At 70.8% G+C, this 21224-nt stretch carries 18 protein-coding genes and 1 riboswitch; of the genes, 7 read left to right on the forward strand and 11 right to left on the reverse strand.

From position 1 onward, the window contains the following. Window positions 1–3: 3 nt before the first annotated feature. Genes cobG through BMX16_RS06535 form a run of 4 tightly spaced genes read right to left on the reverse strand, consistent with a single transcriptional unit; the run spans window position 4 to window position 6081 of the window. On the reverse strand, window positions 4–1161 hold the full coding sequence (gene cobG / locus BMX16_RS06520) for a precorrin-3B synthase (protein ID WP_089900516.1): 1158 nt from the start codon (window positions 1159–1161) through the stop codon (window positions 4–6). Further along, a complete protein-coding gene (gene cobN / locus BMX16_RS06525; protein WP_089900519.1) occupies window positions 1158–4601 on the reverse strand; it encodes a cobaltochelatase subunit CobN in 3444 nt (1147 codons plus the stop codon). The genes cobG and cobN overlap by 4 nt, the downstream gene beginning before the upstream one ends. Before the next feature lie 15 nt (window positions 4602–4616). Next, the gene (cobW, locus tag BMX16_RS06530; RefSeq protein WP_089900520.1) at window positions 4617–5678 is read right to left on the reverse strand and encodes a cobalamin biosynthesis protein CobW; all 1062 of its coding nucleotides are present in this window, start codon (window positions 5676–5678) and stop codon (window positions 4617–4619) included. Between the two features lies 1 nt (window position 5679). After that, on the reverse strand, window positions 5680–6081 hold the full coding sequence (locus BMX16_RS06535) for a DUF1636 family protein (RefSeq protein WP_089900523.1): 402 nt from the start codon (window positions 6079–6081) through the stop codon (window positions 5680–5682). 91 nt (window positions 6082–6172) lie between these two features. Continuing rightward, a riboswitch (cobalamin riboswitch) is annotated at window positions 6173–6388 on the reverse strand. Between the two features lie 115 nt (window positions 6389–6503). On the opposite strand from BMX16_RS06535, the gene cobO reads away from it, so the two are divergent. Together cobO and BMX16_RS06545 are read left to right on the forward strand one after the other, a co-directional pair. After that, complete coding sequence (gene cobO, locus BMX16_RS06540; RefSeq protein WP_089900527.1) at window positions 6504–7112, forward strand: cob(I)yrinic acid a,c-diamide adenosyltransferase; 609 nt, start codon at window positions 6504–6506, stop codon at window positions 7110–7112. Window positions 7113–7138: 26 nt separating this feature from the next. After that, window positions 7139–8569 (forward strand): cobyric acid synthase, encoded by a 1431-nt coding sequence (locus BMX16_RS06545; RefSeq protein ID WP_089900530.1) that lies wholly within the window; start codon window positions 7139–7141, stop codon window positions 8567–8569. Here the strand turns inward: BMX16_RS06545 and cobD are convergent. From cobD to BMX16_RS06560, 3 genes are read right to left on the reverse strand one after another with little or no spacing between them, the layout of a single operon-like run. Beyond that, the gene (gene cobD, locus BMX16_RS06550) at window positions 8549–9523 is read right to left on the reverse strand and encodes a threonine-phosphate decarboxylase CobD (RefSeq protein ID WP_089900533.1); all 975 of its coding nucleotides are present in this window, start codon (window positions 9521–9523) and stop codon (window positions 8549–8551) included. The genes BMX16_RS06545 and cobD overlap by 21 nt on opposite strands. After that, the gene (gene cbiB, locus BMX16_RS06555) at window positions 9523–10461 is read right to left on the reverse strand and encodes an adenosylcobinamide-phosphate synthase CbiB (RefSeq protein ID WP_089900536.1); all 939 of its coding nucleotides are present in this window, start codon (window positions 10459–10461) and stop codon (window positions 9523–9525) included. Before cbiB ends, cobD begins: the two co-directional genes overlap by 1 nt. Beyond that, window positions 10458–11249 (reverse strand): hypothetical protein, encoded by a 792-nt coding sequence (locus BMX16_RS06560; protein WP_089900539.1) that lies wholly within the window; start codon window positions 11247–11249, stop codon window positions 10458–10460. Before BMX16_RS06560 ends, cbiB begins: the two co-directional genes overlap by 4 nt. Before the next feature lie 121 nt (window positions 11250–11370). Here BMX16_RS06560 and cobU point away from each other — a divergent pair, with 121 nt between their 5' ends. From cobU to cobS, 3 genes are read left to right on the forward strand one after another with little or no spacing between them, the layout of a single operon-like run. Further along, window positions 11371–11877, forward strand: a complete 507-nt coding sequence (cobU, locus tag BMX16_RS06565) for a bifunctional adenosylcobinamide kinase/adenosylcobinamide-phosphate guanylyltransferase (protein WP_089900542.1) — start codon at window positions 11371–11373, stop codon at window positions 11875–11877. Then, a complete protein-coding gene (cobT, locus tag BMX16_RS06570; RefSeq protein ID WP_089900546.1) occupies window positions 11874–12881 on the forward strand; it encodes a nicotinate-nucleotide--dimethylbenzimidazole phosphoribosyltransferase in 1008 nt (335 codons plus the stop codon). The genes cobU and cobT overlap by 4 nt, the downstream gene beginning before the upstream one ends. Next, entirely contained in the window at window positions 12878–13633 is a 756-nt protein-coding gene (gene cobS, locus BMX16_RS06575; RefSeq protein WP_245731389.1) for an adenosylcobinamide-GDP ribazoletransferase, read from the forward strand. The genes cobT and cobS overlap by 4 nt, the downstream gene beginning before the upstream one ends. Here the strand turns inward: cobS and BMX16_RS06580 are convergent. The 4 genes from BMX16_RS06580 to BMX16_RS06595 form a co-directional block, all read right to left on the reverse strand. After that, the gene (locus BMX16_RS06580) at window positions 13630–16071 is read right to left on the reverse strand and encodes a beta-glucosidase (protein WP_089900549.1); all 2442 of its coding nucleotides are present in this window, start codon (window positions 16069–16071) and stop codon (window positions 13630–13632) included. The two genes, cobS and BMX16_RS06580, sit on opposite strands and share 4 nt — an antisense overlap. A gap of 82 nt (window positions 16072–16153) precedes the next feature. Further along, window positions 16154–16954, reverse strand: coding sequence for a sugar phosphate isomerase/epimerase family protein (locus BMX16_RS06585; protein WP_089900552.1), 801 nt, complete (start codon window positions 16952–16954; stop codon window positions 16154–16156). A gap of 4 nt (window positions 16955–16958) precedes the next feature. Further along, the gene (gene iolG, locus BMX16_RS06590) at window positions 16959–17963 is read right to left on the reverse strand and encodes an inositol 2-dehydrogenase (protein ID WP_177174589.1); all 1005 of its coding nucleotides are present in this window, start codon (window positions 17961–17963) and stop codon (window positions 16959–16961) included. After that, window positions 17960–19117 carry a Gfo/Idh/MocA family protein gene (locus tag BMX16_RS06595; RefSeq protein WP_089900555.1) on the reverse strand — a complete coding sequence of 386 codons (1158 nt, stop codon included), beginning with the start codon at window positions 19115–19117 and terminating at the stop codon, window positions 17960–17962. Before BMX16_RS06595 ends, iolG begins: the two co-directional genes overlap by 4 nt. A 90-nt stretch (window positions 19118–19207) precedes the next feature. On the opposite strand from BMX16_RS06595, the gene BMX16_RS06600 reads away from it, so the two are divergent. Together BMX16_RS06600 and BMX16_RS06605 are read left to right on the forward strand one after the other, a co-directional pair. Beyond that, window positions 19208–20068, forward strand: coding sequence for a MurR/RpiR family transcriptional regulator (locus tag BMX16_RS06600; protein WP_089900558.1), 861 nt, complete (start codon window positions 19208–19210; stop codon window positions 20066–20068). 196 nt (window positions 20069–20264) lie between these two features. Continuing rightward, window positions 20265–21191, forward strand: a complete 927-nt coding sequence (locus BMX16_RS06605) for a sugar ABC transporter substrate-binding protein (RefSeq protein ID WP_089900562.1) — start codon at window positions 20265–20267, stop codon at window positions 21189–21191. The last annotated feature ends 33 nt before the right edge of the window (window positions 21192–21224 follow it).

Here is a 21224-nt window from a genome sequence, read left to right on the forward strand (position 1 = left end):
GTTCTATTCCCCGATCCGGGTTGCGATGTCATCCGGGTCCAGCCCGCGCTGCACGGGGTCATCCCACGCGGTCCCGTTGCGGACAAGGTCGAAACGCCCCGCCCGCCCTATCAGCGTCAGTGTGGCGGCGCGCGGCAGGGCGCAGCCCTTGGCACAGCCCGACACGTGCAGGCGGGCGCCCGGGGCCAGGTGCGGTGCCAGACGGCGGGCGAGGGCGCGTGTCTCCACGCTTGCCTGCGGACAGCCGGGCGCGCCGGTGCAGGCGACGACCGACAACAGCGGATCACCGGGTGCGGTGATCAGGTCGGGCAGCGAGGGTAAATGCGTCACCCCCGTCAGCAGCACCATCCGCCACGGCGTGATGTGCAGCGCGGTGGCCCCTGTCGCGGCAAGGCTGCGCAGGGCGGCTGGCGTCAACTGACCAAAGGCCGGGGCCACGATCAGGCCCATGTCGCACGCCCCCGGCGGTGGCGGTGCGGCGGCGGCGTTGGGCAAGGCGTCACCTGCGAAAGCGGCGGGCAACACCGCCCCCGCCGCCAGATGCCGCGCCATGCGCCCGCGCCCGTCGGCCCCGACGCCGCCTGACGCGATGAACCACCGCGCCAGCGCGAGCGCGAGGTCCACCGCCTGTGCAGCATCTGCGACGCGCCGCCCCGTGGCATGGCCATCGGCCCGCACCAGCAGCGTCTCGCCAGACGCCTCCACCCGGATGTCGCCGCTGATGCCGTCCAGCCGTCGCAGCGGTCCCGCATCGACGGCGAAGCCGAACTTCGACGGCAGCGGCCGCAGGTCCGTGGCGGTCAGCCCCGTGCTCAGCCCCTGCGCGATGCGGTCCTGCCCATCGTCCGGCACCCGGAAAGGATCGATCACGATGTTCTGCCGCCCCTCGCGGTCCGCGTCGTGATCCAGTAGCCCCAGCGCCGAAAGCCCCGCCAGCAGCGGCGCATGGCTGGCCTCGGTCACGCCGCGCAGTTGCAGGTTGGAGCGGGCCGTCAGGTCGATCAGACCGTTGCCGTGCTGCGCGGCCAGATCCGCCAGCCCCAGCGCCTGCGCGGGCGTCAGCGTGTTCAGCGGCGGCCGCACGCGCACCACCAGCCCGTCGCCCGATGCCATCGGGCGATGCGCGCCCGGACACCAGCCCCTGATCGCGGGCGCGGTCATGGCACCGCAAGCTCCGCTACGATCGCATTGCGCCGCGACTGCCACAGGCCCGCCGCATGCAGCGCCGCAAAACGGTCGCGCATCGCGGCGAGTGCCTCCGAGTTGGCCTCTGCCATGAAGGCGGTCACGTCCGCGTCCCCCAGCGTCGCGTCATAGTAGATGTCGAACAGATGCGCCCCCACGACGTCCGCCAACTGGGAAAAGGCGGCCATGTTTTCCAGCGTCATGGCGATCTCTGCCGCGCCGCGATAGCCGTGGCGCCGCATGCCTGCGATCCATGCGGGATTCGCCGCGCGGGCCTGCACGACGCGGGCGATTTCTTCGGTCAGTGCGCGGGCGCGGGGGCGGGCGGGGTCGGTAGTGTCGAGGTGCCAGAGCCGCGCTTTGCGCCCGCCCGCGACCGCCTGTGCTGCGGCAAAGCCCGCCTCGTGGGTAGCGTAATCCTCGGCCAGCAGCAGGTCGGTTTCCGGCAGGTCCTGCAGGTGGACAAAGGCATCGGCCCCCGCCACACGCGCCCGGATGCCCGCCGCGTCGCGGGTCTGCGTGGCCCCGTCCAGCGCCCAGCCGGAGGCCGCCAGCCACGCCTGACCCGCCGCCTCCCGCCCCGCTGCGTCATACGCGCCAAGGTGTTGCCCGATCCCAAGGCCGAAACTGCCCGGTGCCGGGCCATAGACCCGTGCGCCCGCAGGCCCGCCCGCATGGGGGTTCCAGTCCGCCGCCTCGTCCCGGCCCGCCAGCACGCGCACCGCCTGCTGGAACAGGGCGGACAGGTCAGGGAACACGTCGCGGAACAGGCCCGACACGCGCAGGGTCACGTCGATGCGCGGCCGGTCGAGTTCCGCGATCGGCAGCACCTCGATGCCCGACACACGCTCGGACCCTTCGTCCCACAGGGGCCGCACGCCCAGCAGCGCCAGCGCCATGGCGAATTCCTCGCCCGCCGTGCGCATGGTGGCGGACCCCCACAGGTCCACGACCAGCCCGCGCGGATAGTCGCCCTCGTCCTGCAGGTGGCGGCGGATCAGCTCGTCCGCCAGCAGCAAACCTTGGCGATAGGCGGCGCGGGTCGGCACGCTGCGCGGGTCCGTGGTGAACAGGTTGCGCCCGGTGGGCAGCACGTCGGTCCTCCCGCGATAAGGCGACCCGGACGGCCCGCCCGCGATCCGCCGTCCCGCCAGCGCATCCGGCAGCGCCCGGCGTTCGCCCGCGATGGCGGCGGCGATGGCGGCAGCGGTGGGCGTGAGAACAGCGGCGGTGGCGATGGGCATGTGGGCGGCAGCGGCGGGCGTGTCGGCGGTGGCGATGAGGGCGTGACTGTTGGCGGCAGGGATGCGACCTGTGACAGCGGCGGTGGGGCTTGGCACGGTGGCGTGGGCCGCCACCGCATCAACGTCCACCACTGCCCTCGGCATCCTGCCCCAGACGTGCAGGCCGTCGCCGAACTGGCTGTCCTTCACGTCGCACACGAAGCGGTCGATGCGCGTCATCGCCTCGGCCATGTCCGCGTCCGCTGCCAGCCCCAGATCGGCGGCGATGCCCAAGGCCTGTGCCTCCTCGCGGATGTCGCGGGTCAGGCGGTCGCGCCGCTGCGGATCGAGTCCGTCGGCGTTTGAGAATTCATCCAGCAGCGCCTCCAGCCGCACCAGCCGATGCGGGGTGCCCGATGGCTTCAGCGGCGGTGGGATGTGCCCCAGCGTGACGGCCCCGATCCGGCGTTTGGCCTGCGCCGCCTCGCCGGGATCGTTGACGATGAAGGGATAGATCACCGGCAGGTCGCCGGTCAGCGCGGCGGGCCAACAGTCCGCCGACAGGGCCACCGCCTTGCCCGGCAGCCATTCCAGCGTACCATGCGCGCCGATATGCACCAGCGCGTCGGCCTGATCCTGCAACCACAGATAGAACGCGACATAGGCGTGGCGCGGCACGCGGGCCAGATCGTGGTATTCCGCGTCCCGCAGGTGCGGTGTGCCGCGTTCGGGCTGCAAGGCCGCCAGCGCCGTGCCCCGCCGCACGGCGGCAAAGGCGAAGCCCTGTGGGCCTGCGTCCGCATCGTCCTCCGGCGCGCCCCACGCCGCGGTCAGGTCGGCGCGCAGGGCGTCCGGCAGGCGCGAGAGTGCAGCGCGATAGGCGCGCAGCGGCCAATAAATGCGCTCACTCCGCAACGCATCCGCCAGCGGCGCACCGGCGGCGATGCCATGGCCGCTCACTGTCAGATCGCTCAGGATCGCCTCTGCCGAGGCCAGCGCGTCGAGGCCCACCGCATGCGCCATGTTCCAGCCGCGTCCGGGATAGGTGCTCAGCACCAGCGCCACCCGGCGGTCTTGCGCGGGCGTCGCCGCCATGCGGTGCCAGCCCGCCACGCGGTCGGCGATGGCACCGATGCGGTCCGCATCCGGGGTATGCTGCGTGCGGGCGATCTGCAGATCCGGATCACGCACCCCCGCCTCCTTGAACGAGGCCACGCCGGCCATGATGCGGCCATCGACCTCTGGCAGGACCACATGCATCGCAAGGTCCGCTGGCGACAGCCCCCGCGCGGCCCCGGCCCATGCGGCGCGCGACGACGTCGCCAGCGCCACCTGAAACACCGGCACACCCGCTGCATCGAGTGGCGAGGTGCCATCGCCGCCGCGCCCGGAAAACGCCGTGGCGTTCACGATCGCCACCGGGGCGAGTTGCGCCACCTGACCCGCCAGCCAACCCCGCGCGCCCGGTGCCTTCAGCGACGGCACGAACAGCCCCATGACGCGAAAGCCGCGGGTGCGGAACGCCTCGGTCAGGGCCGCCATCGGGGCGGTGTCGGCGGCCACGAGGTACGAGCGGTAGAAGACCAGTGCGATCAGCGGCCGTGCCGCGTCCCACATCGCCACCGCAGGGCAGGTCACCCCATGTTCCGGCGTCCAGCCACCGACCTGCGGCAGCGTCTTGGCCCCTGGCACGGGGCGACAATAGAGGCCCGCCGCCAGCGCCAGTTGCGCCAGCGCCGCCTGTGCCGCCACTGCACCGCCGGTGTCGCACAGGCTGGCCAGCCGTTTGAGGGTCGAGGCGGGCACCGTGGACAGCGCATCCAGTCGCGGATCGGCGCGGCCATCGGCGGGCAGCACCGCAAGCGCGATGCCCTTGGCGCGGGCCAGTGCCGCGATCTGTTGCAAGCCGTAGGGCCAGTAGGGCACGCCGCCGATCAGGCGGATCAGGATGCCGCGTGCACCGGACAGCGTGCGCTCCACATAGGTATCGACCGACAGCGGATGCTTCAGCGCCGCGATGTTCGCAAGCCGCAGGGTCGGCATGCCGTCCCCGCCGCGATGCCACCCGGCCGCGAAGGCGCCGAGGTCGCTGTCGGACAGCGACAGCACCACCAGATCCGCGGGGTCCTGCCCCAGATCGGTGGCGGTGCCGCCATCCTCCAGCCCATGGCTTTCGCGGAATATCAGGTGCATCGCGGCAGGCCTGCCCTATTCCGCCGCAGCGGTGGCGGGATCGCCCAGCAGCACGGCGCGGATCGCGCCCGCGTCGATGTCGTCGTGTTCCGCGATGACGACCAGCCGCCCGCGACGCGCCGACCCTTCGCCCCACGGGCGGTCGTACTGGTGCCGCACCCTTGCGCCCACCGCCTGCACCAGCAGGCGCATCGGCTTGCCCGCGACCGCGACGTGGCCCTTGACGCGCAGGATATTGCGGGTCTGCGCCAGCGTCACGATCCGCGCCACCAGATCGGCAGGGTCGGTGACTTCGGGCAGATCGATCACGATGCTGTCGAAATCGTCGTGTTCGTGATCGTCCGCCCCGTCATGGTGCGACGGGCGGGCGTCCAGATCATCCTCGGCGGCAGCGCCGAGGCCGAGGATCACGCGCGGATCGATCACGCCTTCGGCGACCTCGACGATGGCGACCGGGCGCGGCAATTCGGCGAGGATGTGCGCCCGCGCCGCGGCGATCTGTTCGGCGGTGGCGAGGTCGGTCTTGGTCAGCAGCACGATGTCGGCGCAGGCGATCTGATCCTCGAACACTTCGGACAGGGGCGTCTCGTGGTCGATGCTCTCGTCGGCGGCGCGCTGGGCATCCACCGCCGCCACGTTGGGCGCGAACCGGCCCGCCGCCACCGCCTCGGCGTCCGCAAGCGCGATCACGCCGTCCACGGTGATCTGCGACCGGATCTCGGGCCAATCGAACGCCTTGAGCAGCGGTTTCGGCAGGGCAAGGCCGGAGGTTTCGATCAGGATATGGTCGGGGCGCGGCGTCAGGGCCATCAGCGCCGTGATCGTCGGTACGAAATCGTCCGCGACCGTGCAGCAGATGCAGCCGTTCGCCAGTTCGATGATGTTCTCGACCGGGCAGTCGGGGATCGCGCAGCCTTTCAGGATGTCGCCGTCCACGCCCATGTCGCCGAACTCGTTCACGATCACCGCCAGCCGCTTGCCGCCCGGATTGCGCATGAGGTGAGAGATGAGCGTCGTCTTGCCGGACCCGAGGAAACCGGTGACGACGGTGACGGGGATTTTTTCGAGGGTGGTCATGTCAGTCAGCCTTCAGTGAGGGAATGGGTGTGCCCGCCTGTCCGAGGGGCGGGATGCGGGCGATGCAGTTCTTGCGGAAGTGTTCGGGCCGTTCGCGCCACGGCACGAGGCCGTCTGCGCTGTCGCGGTAGCGGGCGGCCCCGTCGCGGATCGTGTCCACGTCGCCCGCGTTCAGCCCGCCATAGACATACGTCCAGCGATCCGGCCCGCGCAGCGCGATGGTGCAGCCGCGCGAACAGTTCGACAGGCAGGCGACGGGGACGACGGCGATGCCGGGGGTGGGGGCTGCGGCAAGTGCGTCGCACAGCACCTTACCGGGCCGCACGTCGCCGTCGCTCACCTCTCCGGTCCGCTGGCAGCGGGTGCAGATCAGCAGTTCCACGGTGGCAGCATCAAGGGCCATGCACGTTCCGTCCAATAGGTGCGCGGGGCATGGCACGGGCGGGCAGACGCATACAGCGACCGCCAGTCCGACACCGGAACACCCCGTCCGGTTACATCTCGTCGTGCTGGCAGGTCTCCCGGCTTGCGGATCTCGGGGCATCGCTGCCCCGGCGGTCACCCTGCCTTCCCGGACCGCAGGTGCGGCCAGTGGCATGTGGGCGACCTGTCCGGTCACGGTCGCGGGGGCGGCTGCGGTTCGGCCAAGCGTGGCCTCGCACATTCCCTTTTCACCTGCTTGCGCAGGCACCAGCCCATCCACTTGTTCAAACGCGGGCCCCGATGTCAAGCGATCAAGGCGGCTGCCGCGGCGTCCGCGACCCTTGCCCGGCAGGCCGTTTTGGTCTTTGTGCAGGACCAGCCCAATACCCAAGGAGCGAGCCCATGGACGAGATCACCCAGCGCCACAACGCCAAGATGCAGCGCATCAAGGCCGCCCGCGACAAGATGATGGAAACCAAGACCGAAGAGCGCGGCCTGATCATCGTGCACACGGGGGCAGGCAAGGGGAAATCCTCCTCTGGGTTCGGCATGGTGATGCGTTGCATCGCGCACGGCATGCCCTGCGCCGTGGTCCAGTTCATCAAGGGCACGTGGGAGACGGGCGAGCGCACGTTGCTGACCACCCGCTTTGCGGATGAATGCCGATTCTTCGTCTCGGGCGAGGGGTTCACATGGGAAACGCAGGACCGCGACCGCGACGTCGCGGCGGCCCGGAACGGGTGGGAGATCGCCAAGCAGCAGATCCTCGACCCCGCGATCAGCTTCGTGCTGCTGGACGAGATCAACATCGCCCTGCGCTACGACTACCTCGACATCGACGAAGTGGTCGATTTCCTGCAGACGCAGAAGCCCGCCATGACCCACGTCTGCCTGACCGGACGCAACGCCAAGCCGGAACTGATCGAGGCCGCCGACCTCGTGACCGACATGGTGCAGGTGAAACACCCGTTCAAGGACGGTGTGAAGGCGCAGAAGGGGGTGGAGTTCTGACGCCCCCGACGCATGGCCGCGCCCTGATGATACAGGGCACCGGATCGAACGTCGGCAAATCCCTGCTGGTGGCGGGGCTGTGCCGGGCGGCGCGGGCGCGCGGCCTGTCGGTCGCGCCCTTCAAGCCGCAGAACATGTCCAACAACGCCGCCGTCACGGCGGATGGAGGAGAGATCGGTCGTGCGCAGGCGCTGCAGGCGCTGGCCTGCGGGCTGGTGCCGCACACCGACATGAACCCGGTGCTGCTGAAACCCGAAAGCGACGTGGGCAGCCAGGTCATCGTGCAGGGAAAGCGGCTGACGACAGTGCGGGCGCGCGACTATCAGACGCTGAAACCGCAACTGATGGCCCCCGTGCAAGAGAGTTTCGCCCGCCTGCGGGCCGCGCATGATCTGGTGATCGTCGAGGGCGCGGGCAGTCCCGCAGAGGTCAACCTGCGTGCGGGCGACATCGCCAACATGGGCTTCGCGCGGGCCGCAGGCGTGCCCGTGATCCTGACCGGCGACATCGACCGGGGCGGCGTGATCGCCCAGATCGTCGGGACGCAGGCGGTGATCGACGCGGGCGACGCGGCGATGATCGCGGGGTTTCTGATCAATCGCTTCCGTGGCGACCCGCGGCTGTTCGACGACGGCTATGCGCTGATCGAACAGCGCAGCGGTTGGCGCGGCTACGGCGTGTGTCCGTGGTTCGGCGACGCGTGGAAGCTGCCCGCCGAGGATGCGGTGGATTTGCGCTCTCACGGTGGTGCGGGCGGGCTGCACGTCGTCTGCCTCGCCTTCAGCCGGATCGCCAATTTCGATGATCTCGACCCGCTGGCGCAGGACCCCGGCGTGCGGCTGACCATGCTGGGGGCAGGCCGCGCGATCCCCGGCGACGCGGATCTGGTGATCCTGCCCGGCACCAAGTCGACCCGCGCCGATCTGGCCTTCCTGCGGGCGCAGGGCTGGGACGTGGACATCGCGGCGCATCTGCGGCGCGGCGGCCATGTGCTGGGCATCTGCGGCGGCTATCAGATGCTGGGACGGACCGTAGCTGACCCGGACGGGATCGAAGGGGCGGCGGGCACCGATCCGGGCCTTGGCCTGCTGGACGTGGACACGGTGATGACGCGCGACAAGCGCCTCAGCGTCGTGCAAGCGCGACATGCGGCCAGCGGCGTCCCCTTTGACGGCTACGAGATCCACATTGGCCGCACCATGGGGCCCGACCGGGCGCGACCCTTTGCCATGCTGGGTGGCGCACCGGAAGGGGCGGTGTCCCGCGACGGCCGCGTCACCGGCAGCTACCTGCACGGCATGTTCCGCGACGACGCGTTCCGCACCCGCTATCTCGCGGATTTCGGCGTGGCGGCGGCGCAGGGTTATGGCGCGGGGGTTGAGGCTGTCCTCGACGCCCTTGCCGCGCATCTGGAGGCGCATCTCGACGTCGCGGGCCTACTCGGGCTGGCGCGCTAGGGCGCGCTCCAGCCGGTCCCACTCCGCCGGCGTGCCCGGCAGGCCAAGGCGCAGCCAGCCGCTGCTGTACGGAAAGACGCGGGTCCAGATGGCGGCGCGCGCCAGTCGGGCCTGCGCGGCCAGTGCGTCGCCGGTGTCCACGGTGACGAACAGGGCGGTCGCGCCCACGATCCCCCAGCCCGCAGCCTGCAGCAAACCCTGCAACCGGGCACTGTCCTTTGCCAGCTGCGCCGCCATCGCGGTCTGCCAGTCGTTATCCGCCAGCGCCGCAGTGCCGATGGCGATGGCAGGGCCACCCACGGCCCACGGCCCCGCCAGTGCCCGCACCTGCGCAACCGTCCGCGGCCCGCCCAGCGCAAAGCCCAGCCGCACACCGGCAAGGCCATAGAACTTGCCGAACGACCGCAGCACGACGACCCGCTCGCCCAGCCCGTGCAGGCGGGGGGCGAGAGACAAGGCTGGGGTGGGGTCGGCGAAACTCTCGTCCACCACCAGCAGGCCGACCCGCGATGAAAGCTCGCCCAGCGTATCGGCGCCCCAGACCCGCCCATCCGGGTTGTTGGGGTTCACGACGACGGCAAGGTCGGCGCCCGTCATCGCGTCCAGCCCGTCCGCCTGCGTCACCTGCCAGCCCTGCGCGGTCAGTGCGGCGGCGTGTTCGTTGTAGCTGGGTGACAGGACCGCCGCCCGCCCCGTTGCCCTCAGGCGCGGCACCAGTTGGATCGCTGCCTGCGCACCGGCCAGCGCCACCACATCCGCCTGCGTGCCATAGGCGCGGGCGGCGGCAACCTCCAACGCGGTCACGTCACTGGCGGTGGGCAGGGTGCGCCATGCGTCGGGCGGCAGGGGCGGCACAGGATAGGGCATCCGGTTGATGCCGGTGGACAGGTCGATCCAGTCGGTCCCGCCAAAGGCCGCCTTCGCCCGGTCCAGATCGCCGCCGTGGTCGCGCATCACATCCCCCCGATTGCGGCGATGACCAGCAACAGACCGCACAACCCCATGGCGCGGACATAGATCACAAGGCCCCGGCGCAGGCCAGCCGCGTCCGGGTCGGGGGCCGCGCCGTTCAGCCACGGCTCCTCCGCCACGCGGTCGCCATAGATGCGCGGCCCCGACAGCCGGATGCCCAGCGCCCCCGCCATCGCCCCTTCGGGCCAGCCGGCATTGGGCGAACGGTGTGCGCCCGCGTCGCGCCACATGACCCGCAGCGCTGCGCGGCTGTAGCCCGCCAGCGCGATGGCCAGCCCGGTCAGCCGCGCGGGGATCAGGTTCACCCCGTCGTCCAGCCGCGCCGCGACCTTGCCGAAATGCTCATAGCGCGCGTTGCGGTGACCGATCATCGAATCCATCGTGTTGATCGCCTTGTAGGCGGCGATCCCCGGCAGCCCGAGGATCGCACCCCAGAACAGCGGCGCCACCACCCCGTCGGAGGCGTTCTCCGACAAGCTCTCCAATGCCGCCCGCGCCACGCCGGCGGCGTCGAGCGTCGCTGGATCCCGCCCCACGATCATTGCCACGGCCCCCCGCGCGCCGGTCAGGTCGCCGCGCGACAGGGGCCGGGCCACCGCCGCCACATGGTCGTGCAGCGACCGCGCCGCGACCAGCGGCCACACGAGCAGACCGCCGATCACGACACCCGCCGCACCACCGGGCAGCACGCCTTGCAGTGCGAACGCGGGACCTGCTGCGGCGGCGGTCACGAGGGTCACCGTCAGGGTGCCCATCGCAAGCCGCCGGGTGGGGCCGCCGTGGTTAAACCGCCGTTCCAGCCCCGCGATCAGCGCACCCAGCCACGTCACCGGATGCCCGATCCGGGCATAGACACGGGCGGGCCAGCCCAGCCCCGCATCCACCGCCAGCGCAACAGCCATCATCGCGGCGAAACTCATGCCCGGCCCCCGGTCGCAAAGCGCAGGACATGGGTATATCCCGTCTCGCGCAACGCCGCCTCCACCCCCTCCGGCACCTGTTCCGGCGCATAGATCAGCGCCCGTGCCGGGCCTGTATGCGCCCGCGCCCAGCCGAGCGCGCCCAACCGCACCGCAAGCGTGGCCGTCGGATCGCCCACGGGCCCGCGCAGGGCGGTGCTGCGCGCCGCCGACAGGCTGGCGATCCGCGCGGCACCGGGCAGGTCGGGGCCGCGCGACCACGTCGCGATCAGATCGTCGACGGCGGCGAAGGCGTCGTCGGCGGGGTCCGTGCGTTCCGCCGCACCCCACAGCCCGCCGATGATCTCGGCTCGTGGCGGCGGGGGCAGGGCGGTCAGCGCAACAGCGCGGCGTGACGCCCACAGCACCGCATCGGGCGCGTCCAGCATCAGCGGATCGACGGCCCCCTCGACCGCCAGACAGGCGGCGGCGATGCGGTCCTCCGCCGCACCTGCGGCCCGTGCCAGCGCCACCAGCGCCGCCGTGGACATGCCCGCCCCGCTGCCGGGCGGAAGGTCCGGCGTGACGGTGACGGTGCCGCGCGCGGGCAGACCGAGTGTGGTCAGGAACCGTGCCGCGCGGTCCGCGCCGATCAGCCCCGCGGGGTCGGACAGGGTCATCGTCAGATCGTCGCACCACGCCACCGCCACCCCACGCACCGGGCAGGCCAGCGTCACCAAGGCCACCGCCCCGTCCGGCCCGGCACGGCCCTGCAGCCATTCGCCGAAATGTCCTGCGACCCAGACCATCCGCCTAGCGCGGCCCCGTGGCGCGGGACGCGGGACGGCGCATCGCCGGTGCAACGTCAGGGATCGCGGGCAGGCTCATCGGGGTTTCCAAGCGGGGGCAAACCTGCTTTCACACGTCACCATGACAAAGTCGATCCTCATCACCGGCGGCGCTCGGTCCGGCAAGAGCGCACTGGCCGAGCGTATGACGCTGACCCTTGGCGAACCTGCCGTCTATATCGCGACAGCCGAGGCATTCGACGACGAGATGGCGGCGCGGATCGCGCTGCACCGGTCCCGGCGCGGGCCGGAGTGGCGCACGGTGGCAGCCCCCCTCGATCTGGCGGGTGCGTTGCGCGACAGCGACGGCGGCGCACCCCGGCTGGTGGATTGCCTGACCCTGTGGCTGTCGAACCTGATGCTGGCAGACCGCGACTGGGAGGCGGCGGTGGCGGACCTGTGCGCGCTGATCCCGCAGCTGACCGCCCCCGTCGTCTTCGTCACGAACGAGGTGGGGTCCGGCATCGTGCCGGACAACGCCCTTGCCCGGGCCTACCGCGATGCGGCGGGCCTGACCAACCAGCGCATGGCGGTGGCCTGCGACGACCTGTGGCTGTGCGTCGCAGGCTATCCGATGAAGGTGAAATGACGATGACCCCGATCAAGGCCCTGAACGACATCCTGCAGCTGACCCTGCCGCACCCCGACGCCGCCGCCATCGCGGCAGCACAGGACCGGTCCGGTGCGCTGACCAAGCCCCCCGGCTCGCTCGGCCGGCTGGAAGAGATGGCGTTCTTCATGGCGGGCTGGCAGGCCTGCGCCCGGCCACGGATCGACCGCGCGCAGGCGCTGGTGTTCGCGGGGAACCACGGCATCTGCGCGCAGGGCGTGAACCCGTTTTCGCAGGCGGTGACGGCACTGATGGTCGCGAACTTTCAGGCGGGCGGGGCGGCGATCAACCAGCTGTGTCGTGTCGCGGGGGCCGACCTGACCATCGTGGCGCTGGACCTTGAGACGCCCACGGCGGATTTCACGACCGGTCCGGCGATGACCGAGGCGGAGTGCGTCGATGCCCTCAACCGCGGTGCGGCCGCGGTGGATACCGGCGCCGACGTGCTGGTCCTTGGGGAAATGGGCATCGGCAACTCCACCGTGTCCGCCGCACTGGCCCATGCGGTCTATGGCGCAACCCCCGCCGATTGGGTCGGGCGCGGCACAGGCAGCGATGCGGCGGGACAGGCGAAGAAGGCCGATGTCGTGGCCCGTGGTGCCGCCCTGCACGCGGGGCTGCCGCCCCTGCACGCACTGGCCGCACTCGGCGGGCGGGAACAGGCGGCGATCTGCGGCGCGGTGCTGGCGGCGCGCATGGCGCGCATCCCGGTCATCCTCGACGGTTACATCTGCACCGCCGCCGTGGCGCCGCTGCACGGGGCCAACCCCGCGCTTCTGGACCATTGCCTGATCGGCCACGCCAGCGCCGAAGGCGGCCACGCCCGGCTGTGCGCGGCGATGGGCAAGGTGCCGGTGCTGTCGCTGGGCATGGCGCTGGGCGAGGGGACGGGGGCCGCCCTTGCGCTGGGCATCCTGCGCGGCGCGGTGGCCTGCCACGACGGCATGGCGACCTTCGCCGAGGCGGGGATCGGCGGGGCGTGACGCCGCTTGCCGCCCGTTTGACGGAACTGCGTTTGGCGCTGATGCTGCTGACGCGGCTGCCGATGGGCCGCTTGCGCGATCCCGTGCCGCCGCTGTCCGCCGCCGCATGGGCCTATCCGCTGGTCGGGCTGGTCGTGGGGCTGGCGGGTTGGGCGGCGCAGGCGCTGGCGCTGACCCTCGGGCTCGCACCGGGGCTGGGGGCGCTGGCGGCACTGGGCGCCATGGCGCTGTTGACCGGGGGGCTGCATCTGGACGGTCTGGCGGACTACGCCGACGGCGTGGGCGGCGGGCGCGACAGGACCCGCGTGCTCGAGATCATGCGCGACAGCCGCATCGGCAGCTATGGCGTGGTCGCGCTGATCTTTGCGCTGGGTGCGGCTGCGGTCGCGCTGGCCACTGGTCCCGGTGGCATGCCGCTGGCGGCGTTCCTGCTGGCGGGCACGGCCAGCCGTCTGGCGATGCTGGTACTGCTGCTGGCGCTGCCACCGGCGCGGGCCGACGGGCTGGGGCAGGCGGCGGCTGGCACGGCGCGGCTGGCATGGCTGCCGGGTGCTGTCGTGGTCGCTGGGGTGGCGGTCTGGACCGGGCCGCAGGCGTTCGTCGCACTCCTGCTGGCCGTCCTGATCGCCGCCACCATCGCCCGCCAATGCCTGCGCCGGATCGGCGGGCAGACCGGCGACGTGTTGGGGGCCACGCAGGTCATGACCGAGGTGGCCGTGTTCACAGCCGCCTCGGTCTGGTTGCTGCCCTAACGCGGCAGGGTCTGCGCCGCGATGTCCACCATGGCGGTCAGGGGCAGGCTGCCCGCGTCGAAGCCCGCCTCTACCGTGTAGCGGCCCCCCGTCACGCACCACGCCCCCTGACCTGCGTCGAACCACGCGAAGGCGCGCGGCGGCAGGTTGAACGCGACCTCGCGCCGCTCGCCCGCCGCCAGATGCACCTTGGCGAACCCCTTCAACTCGCGCAGCGGGCGCTCCACCGGGGCATTGCCGTCGCCCACGAACACCAGCGGCACCGTGCTGCCCGCACGGTCGCCGGTGTTGGTCACCGTGATGCTGACCTGCGCCCCAGAGGCGTCAGGCGTCACCCTCATGTCCGACAGCGCGAATGTGGTATAGGACAGCCCCCAGCCCAGCGGGAACAGCGGCTGGGTGCCCGCCCGGTCATAGTGGCGGTGCCCGGTGAATACGCCCTCGTCGTAGCGCACATGGCCGTTCACGCCGGGATAGGCCGCAGGATCGGCGCGGCCCGTGGGGTTGTCGGCCATCACGCGTGGAAAGGTCTGCGCCAGCCGCCCGCCCGGTTCCGCGTCACCGAACAGCACGTCGGCGATGGCGTTGCCTGCCTCCTGCCCCGGATACCACGCCTGCAGCACGGCGGCGGTCGCATCCAGCCACGGCATCTCGACCGGGCCGCCGGTCTGCAGCACGACGATGGTGCGCGGGTTGGCGGCGGTGACGGCGGCGACCAGCGCATCCTGCGCGCCCGGCAGGGCGATATCCTCCAGATCCCAGCCTTCGGTGTCCCACTCGCCGGACCGGCCCACGAACACCAGCGCCACGTCCGCCTGCGCCGCGGCTGCGACCGCCTGCGCGATGTCATCCGCGCCCAGCAGCCGCGCTGCGCCGAACCGCCAGCCGGAGATATGCAGGTTGTCGCTCGCCCGCGTGCGGAACTCCATCACCACCTCGACGGGCTGGCCTGCCGTCAGCGCGATGTCCGCCGTCACCTCGTCGTTGCCTTCCTCGAAGAAGGTGCGGCCCGGCGTCCAATCCTCCCACGCGTTCAGCAGGGGCTGGCCGTCCACGGTCAACCGCGCGAGGCCCGCAACGTGCAGCCCGAAGCGCCACGTGCCGTCGCTGTCGGGCGTGAACTGCGTCGTGGCCCGCAGGCTGAAATGGCGCGGATCGCAGTGACCGCCGCCGACGTGTTCCATCAGGAAGGCGGTGGTGCCGTCCTGAACCTCGGTATGTACGGGTGCGCCATCCAGCGTCTCGTTCGCGAAATAGTCCACCGTCACGGGCTGGCCGATCAGCGGTTGCCAGCGGTGGTTGTCGCAGCCTTGCGCGAAATTCAGCGCGTTGTCGCCCATCCGGGCCGCCAGCGCGTCCCAGGGCGTGATGCTGTAATGCGGGTTGAGCTGTGCGGACCCGCCGCCCATGATGCGCGCGACCTTCGCGTTCGGCCCGATCACGGCGATGCGCGCGGGGTCGGCCAGCGGCAGGATGCCGTCGTTGCGCAGCATCACCATGCCCGCCGCCCCCGCGCGCCGGATCAGGGCGCGGTGTTCCGGGCGGTCGTCGGCGCGTTCCGCGAACGGCGTGGTGTCGTCAAGCGCCCCGGTGCGGTCCATCAGGCGCAGGATCGCCAGTGCGCGGGTGCGGACGGTGTCGCGCGTCACCTCGCCCGCCTCGACCGCCGCGACCAGCGCGGCACCCCGGTCCCTCGTCGGCCCCGGCATCTCGAGGTCGAGGCCTGCGTTGATCGTCGGCGCGGTGCTGCGCGATCCGAACCAGTCGGACATCACCACGCCGTCGAACCCCCAGTCGCGGCGCAGGACGTCGGTCAGCAGCCAGCGGTTCTCGGCGGTATAGGTGCCGTTCAGCCTGTTGTAGGACGACATGACCGCCCATGTGCCCGCATCCTTCACCGCCGCCTCGAAGGGGCGCAGATAGACTTCGCGCAAGGTCCGCTCGTCCACGTCGCTGCTGATCGTGGTGCGCTGGATCTCGGATTCGTTGCCCGCGAAATGCTTGACGGTGGCAGCGACGCCCTGCGATTGCAGGCCATTGATATACCCCACCGCCAGCGCGGCCGTCAGCTCCGGGTCCTCGGAATAACACTCGAAGTTGCGCCCGTTCGTGACGCTGCGCTGGATGTTCACCGTGGGCGCAAGCGAGACATGCGCCCCTTTCGACTTCACCTCCTGCGCGATGGCGGCCCCGATCTCTTGCGCCAAGTCCGGGTCCCACGTGGCTCCGATGGCGATGCCCACCGGAAACGCCGCCGCCGTCACGCCGCCGATCAGCGACCCCGACCCCCGCGCGCCGTTCGGCCCGTCTGTCACGCGCAGCTTGCCGATGTCGAGGCGCGCGATGGCGGGCAGCGACCAGAAGTCGGCGCCCGACAGAAGCGAGACCTGCTCCTCCAACGTCAGGGCATCGACGAGGGTGGCAAGGCGGTCGGTCATCGGGCTGTGTCCTGTGGTTGGGGCGCGGCAGCGGTTGCCGCGACCCTAGCGACAGGCCCTGCCGTGGTGCAAGGCGGTGCGCCTACATCGCCCGCAGGGCCGCCGCGCTGGTGCGCAGCTGGTCCGTCAGCACGTCGCGGAACCCTGCGCCCTTGTCGGTGCGGAACGGGTTCGGTCCGGGGGCATTCGTTTCGAGTATCACCGGACCCGCATAGCCGACGTCGCGCAGCGCGGCGATGTGGGCGGCAAAGTCGGTGTGCCCCGACCTCACCCCTTCGCGGTTGCTGTCCGCCACGTGATAGAGGCCGAGGTGCGATCCCGCCTGCCGCAGGGCTCCCGCCGGGTCCGCCTCCTCAATGTTCATGTGATAGGCGTCGGCCAGCAGCGACAGGTTGTCCGCCCCCACCGCGCGGCACAGCGCCAGCCCCTGCGCCACGGTGCGCACCTGATGCGTCTCGTAGCGGTTGAGGATTTCGAACACGACGCGCAAGCCGCGCCTGTCCGCCATCGCGCAGATCTCTGTGACGCTGGCGATCAGATGCGCGTCCTCCTCGGCTTGCGTGCCGATGGGCGCGATCCGCCCGACCTGCCCGTGGCAGGACAGCAGCGGGCTGCCCACGGCTGCCGCGAAGTCCACGAGGCGGCGGTAGTAATCCAGCCCCGCCGCGCGGACGCCTGCGTCGGGGTGCGCGATGTCGGCGTCACCGGGCGTCAGGCAGAACACCTCCAACCCCTGCGCGTCCAGCGTGCGGCGCACGTCGTCCGCATCCTGCGTCACGTCGCCGAACAACTCCACACCGTCCAGCCCGGCGGCCCTCAGCCGGGCAGCGGTGTCGGCCAGCGGCTCTCCGCCAAAGATCCACGTGCAGCATCCGATCTGCATCGCCTCACGCCCCCGGCAGATCGGCCAGCCGCACCGGACGACCTTCGCGGAGCGAGATGTTCGCCGCCTCTGCCAGCGCCAGCGCGTTGACGCCGTCCTGCACCGTGGCGGGCGGCGGAGTGCCGTCCAGCACCGCATCGAGGAACGCGGCCCATTCTGTCTGGTAGGCCTTCATGTACCGCTCGAGGAAGAACAGCTGCGGCTTTGCCCCCGTCACACCGCCCGCCGTCGATTTGACCACCGTGGATTCGAGCTGGTTGCCCACGGACAACAGCCCCTCGGACCCCAGCAGTTCCAGCCGCTGGTCGTAACCGAACACGGCGCGGCGCGAGTTGCGGATCGTGGCGATGCGCCCGTCCGCATAGGTCAGGATCACCACGGCGGTGTCGACGTCGCCCGCCGCACCGATTTCCGGGTCGATCAGGCTCGATCCGGTGGCGAAGACCGCTTCCGGCATCCCGAACAGCCATGCGCACATGTCGAAGTCGTGGATCATCATGTCGCGGAACAGCCCGCCCGACACCTTCACGTAGGACACCGGCGGCGGGGCCGGGTCGTAGGACGTGACGGCGAGCAATTCACCCTTGCCGATCTCGCCCGCATCAAAGGCCGTCTTCACGGCGGCGAAGTTGGGATCGAACCGGCGGTTGAAGCCCATCATGGCGGGCCGTCCCGCCGCCGCGACGCTGGCCTGCACCCGGCGCGCACGGTCGAGGTTCAGGTCGATGGGCTTTTCGCAGAACACCGCCTTGCCTGCCGCGATGGCGCGTTCGATCAGGTCGGCGTGGGTGTCGGTGGACGATGCGATCAGCACCGCGTCGATGGCCGGGTCTGACAGGATGTCGTCGGCGCTGCGCACCGCGATGCCGTGGGCGTCGGCCAGCGCGGTTGCGGCCTCCGCCATCACGTCGGTCACGGCGACCAGCTTGGCGCGCGGATCGCTGGCGATGGACGCGGCGTGCACCTTGCCGATGCGGCCAGCCCCGAAAAGGGCGATGTTCAGGGTCATGGATGATCTCCGGCTTGTGTGACGGTGACACGCTGCCCGCTGCGGGCGGCGCTGTCGATGGCGTGGATGACGGCCTCGAAGGCGAGCGCGTCGGTGAATGTCGGCGCATGGCGTGGCCCGCCAGCGATGCCGCGCAGGAACGCCGCGACTTCGATCGTCTTGAGGTCGAGGAAGCCGAGCTGATGCCCCGCCGCCGGCACGAAGTCGCCATAGGGCGGGTGCGCGGGGCCGGTCAGGATGGTACGGAACCCCTGCATCGCCGCAGGCCCGGTCGACTGGAACAGGTGCAGCTCGTTCATCCGCTCTTGCTGATACGTCAGCATGCCGGTGGTGCCGTGCACCTCCCAGTCGAGGCGGCTCTTGCGGCCCCATGCAGCGCGCGAGGTGCACAGCGTCCCCTGCGCGCCGCTGGCAAAGCGGACGACGGCGGAGGCCGTATCCTCGTTCTCGACCGCAGCATGGCCGATGCCGTCGGGCAGGGGGCGGGTGGCATGGATGACCTGCGTGTCCGCGATCAGGCTGTCGATCGGCCCCATCAGGCCGTAGGCCAGCGACACGAGGTGGCATCCCAGATCGCCCAGCGCCCCCAGACCCGCCTGCGCACGGGTCGCCCGCCACGTCCACGGCAGGGTCGCGTCGGCCTGATAATCCTCGTCCACCCAGCCCCGGAAATGCACGGGCGTCCCGATGGCACCGTCGGCGATCAGGCGGCGGGCATGCTGGAACGCCGGGTTGTGGGTGTAATTGTAGCCAACCATCGTCTGCACGTCCGCGCCCCGCGCCGCACCCTCCATCGCGCGGGCCTGATCCAGCGTCAGGGCGAGGGGTTTTTCGCAATGCACATGCTTGCCCGCCGCGATGGCCGCCAGCGCCATGTCGTGATGCAGGGCGTTGGGCGTGGTGATCGCCACGATGTCCACGTCCGGCGATGCGACCAGCGCGCGCCAGTCCGACGTGGCCCGCGCAAAGCCGAACTGGGTGGCCATCCGGTCGGCGGCTGCGTCGGTCGCGTCGCACAGCATCGCCAGCCGCACCGGGGCCAGATCGCCGAACACGGCAGGGGCAGCGCGATAGGCCAGCGCATGGGCCTTGCCCATGTAGCCGGTGCCGATCAGGCCGATCCCAAGGGTCCTCGCCGCCTTTGAATCTGGCATCGCCGTCCCCCCTCCCAAAGGTCAAATCAGAATATTTGTTCCATTTGCTTCATCGGGGCATTGCGGTATCCTGTCAAGGGGGAGCACCAGATGACCGACGCCACGACCGACACCACGACTGACACCACGTCCGACACGCCGACGCCGCCCGCCACCGTGGCCGATGTGCTGGCCCGCCTCGACCACTTGTCGGCGACCCTGCCCAAGCGGTTGCGCCAATGTGCCGACCAGTTGCGCGGCAATCTGGATCTGGTGGCGGTGTCCACGGTGGCCGACATGGCGGCGGCGGCAGATGTGGCGCCCTCCGCCTATATGCGGTTCTGTCAGGCGCTGGGGTTCCGCGGCTATTCGGACATGCAGGCGCTGTTCCGTCGTGACTATGCCCAGCAGCGCCCCGACTATGCCGAACGGCTGGGTCTGCTGCGGGCGCGGGGCCAGCACGGCAGCGCCCGCCTGCTGGCCGATTTCGTCGAGGCGGGCCAGCAATCACTGACCGCCCTGTCGGCGCACGTCGATCTGGCGCTGGTGGCCCATGTGGTCGACCGGCTGGGCCAAGCCGACGTGCTGCATCTGGTCGGCACGCGCCGCGCCTATCCCGTCGTCAGCTACATGGGCTACATGCTGCAAAAGATGGAGATTCCCTGCATCCTGCACACCGGGACCGCAGGGGTCGATTTCACCGCCGCGATCCGGCCTGCGGACGCGCTCTTTGCCGTCACCTTCGCGCCCTACGCGCCGGAAACGCGCCGCATCGCCACGGCGGCCCATGCGGCGGGCGCCCCGGTGTTCCTGCTGACTGACGCCGCTGATTGCCCGCTGGCAGGCATCGCCACCGCCAACCTGATCGCACGCGAAGTGGACGTGGGCGCGTTCCGCGTGCCGACCGCCGCCATGACCCTCGTTACCAGCATCGCGGTGGCGCTGGGTGGCGCGCGCGGCGCATCCGACTGAAACAGGGTTGCGCGCCCGCATTTTTTGGAACATAAATTCCAAATCGAACCGGACATCGAGTCGCCCGCCCCGAGGAGGGGAGCGGTCCGACCCCCGGCCAGATGCATCCCGAACCGGCGCCAGCCGGCCAATCACAGCACCGGCCCCGTGCCGGACGTCGGGCGCACGCACCGCCCCAACGATCCAGGGAGGATCCATGACCCACTTCGTCAAGGCGGCAGTCGCCGCCATCGCATTCGCCGCTGCCGCCCCCGCCATGGCGCAGAACATCGTCGTCGTGACCCACGGTCAGGCCAATGACCCGTTCTGGTCCGTGGTCAAGAACGGCGTGGACAAGGCCGCAGCCGATACCGGTGCGACCGTGGAATACCGCGCGCCGGAAACCTTCGACATGGTGGCGATGAGCCAGCTGATCGACGCCGCCGTGAACCAGGAACCCGATGGCCTCGTGGTGTCGATCCCCGATGCGGACGCGCTGCGCCCGGCCATCGAACGCGCCGTCGCCGCAGGCATCCCGGTCATCTCGATGAACTCCGGCTCCGACGTCTCCGCCGATTTCGGTGCGCTGCTGCACGTCGGTCAGGATGAATTCGACGCAGGCCGCATCGCCGGAGAGGCGCTGGCCGAAATGGGCGGCACCACCGCGATCTGCGTCAACCAGGAGGTCGGCAACGTCTCTCTCGACCTGCGCTGCGAAGGCTTCACCGAAGGCTTCGGTGGCACGGTCGAGGTCGTCCCCACCGCCAACGATCCCGCACAGGTTGAGGCGACGGTGACCGCCGCCCTGCAGTCCAATCCCGAGATCGACACGATCATGGGTCTGGGCGCCGCACTGGTGGGCGAGCCGTCCATCGCCGCAGTCGAGGCCGTGGGCCGCGCCGGTGAAGTCATGATCGGAACCTTCGATTTGTCGCCGGGCTTTCTCGAGGCCGTGTCGGCCGGCACTGCCGCCTTTGGCATCGACCAGCAGCAGTATCTGCAGGGCTACCTGCCGGTCGTGTTCCTGGCAATGAACGCGAACTTTGGCCTCGTGCCGGGTGGCAACGTGCCGTCGGGTCCGAACCTCGTCACGCAGGACGAAGCGGCGATGGTGGTCGAGTTGTCCGCACAGGGTATCCGCTGATCGCCTGACCGTCTGCGTCGCGGCCCGCACCGG

The organism is Loktanella fryxellensis (assembly GCF_900110065.1).
Classification (GTDB): Bacteria; Pseudomonadota; Alphaproteobacteria; order Rhodobacterales; family Rhodobacteraceae; genus Loktanella; species Loktanella fryxellensis.